The organism is Ramlibacter sp., assembly GCF_013697775.1.
GTDB lineage: Bacteria > Pseudomonadota > Gammaproteobacteria > Burkholderiales > Burkholderiaceae_C > Ramlibacter.
In genome coordinates this window covers 1-4,482 of the sequence record NZ_JACCWG010000240.1, presented here as the reverse complement: position 1 = coordinate 4,482, position 4,482 = coordinate 1, and the positions used below count along the sequence as shown (strand labels likewise).

Annotated in this window: 5 protein-coding genes; 4 read left to right on the top strand and 1 reads right to left on the bottom strand. The window is 63.4% G+C overall.

The features are described from left to right. Nucleotides 1–136: 136 nt before the first annotated feature. A complete protein-coding gene (locus H0U68_RS11890; RefSeq protein WP_296355813.1) occupies nucleotides 137–1,060 on the bottom strand; it encodes an MBL fold metallo-hydrolase in 924 nt (307 codons plus the stop codon). Nucleotides 1,061–1,222: 162 nt separating this feature from the next. On the opposite strand from H0U68_RS11890, the gene H0U68_RS11885 reads away from it, so the two are divergent. The 4 genes from H0U68_RS11885 to H0U68_RS11870 all read left to right on the top strand — a co-directional run bounded on the left by H0U68_RS11885 (nucleotide 1,223) and on the right by H0U68_RS11870 (nucleotide 4,365). After that, nucleotides 1,223–2,122, top strand: coding sequence for an alpha/beta fold hydrolase (locus H0U68_RS11885; protein ID WP_296355811.1), 900 nt, complete (start codon nucleotides 1,223–1,225; stop codon nucleotides 2,120–2,122). A gap of 114 nt (nucleotides 2,123–2,236) precedes the next feature. After that, nucleotides 2,237–2,878, top strand: a complete 642-nt coding sequence (locus H0U68_RS11880; protein ID WP_296355809.1) for a helix-turn-helix transcriptional regulator — start codon at nucleotides 2,237–2,239, stop codon at nucleotides 2,876–2,878. A gap of 36 nt (nucleotides 2,879–2,914) precedes the next feature. Then, nucleotides 2,915–3,589: a Crp/Fnr family transcriptional regulator gene (locus H0U68_RS11875; protein WP_296355807.1), complete on the top strand. Its 675-nt coding sequence runs from the start codon at nucleotides 2,915–2,917 to the stop codon at nucleotides 3,587–3,589. Next, nucleotides 3,586–4,365 (top strand): M4 family metallopeptidase, encoded by a 780-nt coding sequence (locus H0U68_RS11870; RefSeq protein ID WP_296355805.1) that lies wholly within the window; start codon nucleotides 3,586–3,588, stop codon nucleotides 4,363–4,365. Before H0U68_RS11875 ends, H0U68_RS11870 begins: the two co-directional genes overlap by 4 nt. Nucleotides 4,366–4,482: the final 117 nt, after the last annotated feature.

Here is a 4,482-nt window from a genome sequence, read left to right as displayed (position 1 = left end):
GTGAAACGCCTTTGCGCCGATGATAGTGCGGATTCCCGTGTGAAAGTAGGACATCGTCAGGCTACTACAAAGCAAGAAAGGCCCAGCAGCAATGCTGGGCCTTTTCTTCTTGGGGAAGAGAAATCATGATTGCCGCTCAAAGATTGCAAATCCATTCGCTATCGCGAATTGCAGCTCCCGAGCGCATTAGGGCCTCTACTAATTCCTGCTCCCACTCGCCACGAGGCACGTCGCTGAACCAGCGCTTATGCACAAGCGCGAAATAAGGCGTGCGCGCCGTCCAAGCCAATAGCTCGTCCATGTGCGCGCGCTGTATCTCCAGCAGCTTGAATTTCAACAACACCTTTGCCGCATGGCGAGCATGTTTGCGTGGATCACGCGAAAAACCATCCAGCCGTCGGCGTGCTGCACCGAGCGCGGAGCGGACATCTGTGAAAACTCCGCCATGCCCAGGGATTACTGTCTTTGCCTGTAGCGATTCAATCAAATCCAGCGTCGCTGCGACCTGATCGAACGCGTCCTCGCCTTCCAACTCCTGGAACACAACGCCAAATCCGTTCTCCCACAGAGCGTCTGCGGAGATCAGTGCGCCGCAACCAGGTTCGAAGAGCACGAGAGAATGCTGATCGTGGCCAGGCGCCGCGTGCACCTGCCAAGTCTGCTGACCCAAAACGATGTCCGATCCAGGCGCCAACACTCCTTCGATCCGAAAGCGTGGACACTGCTGCCCTGTCGGTTCATAGCTCAATGCGACCGGATCCCAACGCCGAACTACCGCCGCCAAGCCCGGCGGGATCCGCGTTTCCACCGCCGGGTAGCGCTCCTGCAGAATGGCGTTGCCGCCGCAGTGGTCGCTGTGCAGATGCGTATTCAGCAACAGATCGAGCGGCCGCTCGCGCAACACGCCCCGCACCAGTTCGACAGTCTGCCGTGCGTGCGTGCAGTAGCCGCTGTCGATCAATGCCGTGTGCTGCGGAGATACGAAAAGAATATTGTTCGCCGAAAGCCAGCCCCGCTCGAACACCATGACGCCGGGCGGCAAGAGTCCTGCTTCTGCCATTGGAGAAGCGTAACCGAAGGCGCCATTCGCGCCGCAGTTCCTGCACACGCCTGAGAATGTTCCGATGACTTGGCGCTCCACCACAGCTCACGCTGTTGCCAGCAACAATGTGCAGCCGCGTGAGGGGCTTGACTGATGCCGGGACACTCGAGCGTCGCCCGCATGCAGCAGCTGTCCACGGCGACGCTGCTCGCGTTCGCCGCCGCTTGGCTGCTCACGCAGTGGCCCACCTCTGCGTTGCGAGCTGCCGTGGGCGCCTTGATGGTCCTATTCGCCCATGGGCTTTTCCTTGCAGTGGAATTCCTGCTGTTGCGCCGAGCGGGCCGCAACGACCCAACGGTTTGTCCGGCGTGGAACGCCTTGTTGCGTGCCTGGTGTAACGAGGTCTTGCAGGACATCCGCGTGTTCGCCTGGAGGCAGCCATTCTGCTGGCGGCAGGTCCCCGATCACCTGGGTGCAGAGGTACGTGGCAAGCGGGGTGCGGTATTCATCCACGGCTTCGCGTGCAACCGAGGGTTCTGGTTACCTTGGTTGGCACGCGTGCGCCGCCACGGCCATGGGTTCGTAGCGGTGAATCTGGAGCCGGTCTTCGGCTCCATCGATGCATACAGCGAGACGGTAGAGCGGGCTGTTTCCCAGGTCACGCTGGCCACTGGGCTGCCGCCCGTGCTGGTATGCCACAGCATGGGCGGCCTTGCCGCGCGAGCCTGGTTGCGGCAAGCGGGAGACGCGTCGCGTGTGCACCACGTCGTCACCATCGGCACCCCGCACCAGGGGACCTGGCTGGCGCGTTTCAGCCGTGCCGCCAATGGGCGCCAGATGCGGCTGAGCAATGAATGGCTCCTCGCCTTGCAGGCTGCAGAAGCTCAGGGCTCGTTGCCGTCATTCACCTGCTGGTATTCGAATTGCGACAACGTGGTGTTCCCCCCGCAGTGCGCCACGCTCCCTGACGCCAATAACCTGCTGCTCCAGGGAGCGGCGCATGTCGACCTGGCGTTTCGCCCTGACATCTACACCCACTTCCTGGCCCTGCTCGCGTCGCCAGGCTCGAGAAAAACCTAGGTCCAAACACTCCATTTCGGAACTTTGTCACAAAAATGTGCGGGCATAGTCACCTTACGCGTGCCCAGGCTCCTTCCTAAGCTTGCTCGACGAAACGCGTTGGGAGGGAGTGCAATGGACAGCACGGAGAGCACGGTATTCGAAGGCGCGGTACTTCCGCAACTGCAAGAGCGTGTCGGCCTTGGGCTTGTCGCTTTGCTGGACGAACTGGCGCATGGAATGGCAGTGGTGGGCTTCGACGGCCGCATGCTGCATGCCAACCAGGTTGCGCTGCGCGAGATCGGTGCGGGCCGGATCATCACCTTGCGCGATCGCACGCTGCAGGCGATCGAAGCCTCCGACGGCAAGGCACTTCACTTTGCCATGGCCAGCGCCAAGCTCGGAAAGCGCAGCCTCATCACACTCGGAAAGGCCGCTGCGGGGGGCGCGCTGGAGATGACCGTGCTGCCGCTCAAGCCCGATGCAGGCTCCGCGCTCGTTTTCGCGCGCGCCTGTCTCTGCGACCCGCTCATGCTGTCTTCGTTCTCGCGCAAGCACGCGTTAACGGGCGCCGAGGAGCAGGTGCTCGGGCTGCTCTGCCAAGGCTGCTCGGCGCCTGCGATTGCGGCGCAGCTGAAGGTGGCGGTTTCCACGGTCCGCAGCCACGTGCGCAGCGTCTGTGCGAAGACCAACTCCAGCGGCGTGCGCGCGCTGGTGAACCGCGTGGCCGTGCTGCCGCCGCTGGCACCGGCGGTGTGGGGCCGGCCGCTGCACTGACGGGAGCGCTCCATGCACATGCTAGAGTCCGCGTGGATGGAGAACCCCATGAGCATGAGCAATTCCGCGGAAGCCCATGAAAACCTGATCGCCGCACTGAGCCCCGAACTGCGGGCGCTCGCCTTGCGCGGCGTGATCCGCAGCTACCGCAAGAACAGCGTCATCATCAACGAGGGTGAAATCGGCGATTCGCTGTTCGTGCTTCTGCAAGGCAAGGTCAAGGTGTATTCCACGGACACCGAAGGCCGCGAAATCACCTACAACATTGTCGAGGCCGGAGACTACTTCGCCGAGATGTGGCTCGACGGAGGCCCACGCTCCGCGTCCGTGATGACGATGGAACCCTGCGTGTGCTCCATCGTGGGCCGCGACGCATTGCGCGACCACCTGGCGGAAGAACCGGAGTTCGCGCTCGCGCTGGTGGCGCAGGTGATTCGCCGCGCGCGAGCCGCCACCGAAACTGCCCGCAACATGGCACTGCTCGATGTCTATGGACGAGTGGTCGCGGCACTGGAGAGCCACCACCAGGGCGCCGCTTCGCCGGAGGCGCCGGTCGTCCTGACGCAGATCACCCACCAGCAACTGGCCAGCCGTGTCGGCGCGTCACGCGAGATGGTGAGCCGGCTGCTGAAGGATCTTGAAAAAGGCGGCTACATCGAGCTGGGCGTCAAGCGCATCACGCTCAAGAAGAAGCTGCCGGCGCGCTGGTGAGCCGCTTGCCCGAAGAAGATTCCAGCGAGCCGGAATTCCGCTTGCAGTGTGTGTGCTGCGCACTTCCGCGCCGCGTGCTTCAGCACGTCGCTGCCCATGCAATGGAAGGGCACGCTCGTCGGCTTGCGCAGCACGATCGCGTGTCAGCGCGCATCCGCGAAGGTCGCGGGTCGCGGGAGGAGGAGCCAGCCCCGCTGCGCTTGTTCGCTGCCCAGCCCGCCACGACCAAGCGAGGCGGGCCCAAAGGCGCTGTGCGAACGGTGTACGACGCCGGAGGCATCGAGGAACTGCCAGGCCGGCTGGCGCGCGCCGAAGGCGAGCGCGCTGTCGGCGATCCAGCCGTGAACGCAGCTTACAACAACGTCGGGCTCACGCTGCAGTTCTATGCCAAGGTGTTCGGCCGTCGCTCCCTCGACGGCCATGGGATGCCGGTCGCGTCGTCCGTCCATTACGGCGACCGGTTCTCGAATGCGATGTGGACGGGCCGCCAGATGCTGTTCGGAGACGGCGACGGCATCCATATCATGGGCTTTGCGCAGTCGCTCGACGTCGTCGCTCACGAGCTGACGCATGCCGTGACGCAGAGTGTTGTTCCAGGAGGCCTGGGGCAGCAGCGGCGCGGCGGCAAGGTGAAGCTGGTCGGGCAAGCCGGCGCGCTCAATGAGTCGTTCTCCGACGTATTCGCGAGCATGGTCAAGCAATGGCACGCCAAGCAGAATGCGCGCGAAGCCGATTGGCTGATTGGCGCGGGCGTTCTCGCACCCCAGCTAGTGTAGTGCGCGCGAATTAGTTAAACTTTCGCTCGAAGGCATACTCCGATGGCCAAGGGGGTGTGATGCCATGCGGGTCGCCAAGTCGATTGAGCTGGATGGGCAGACGCAGCAGGAGCTTCG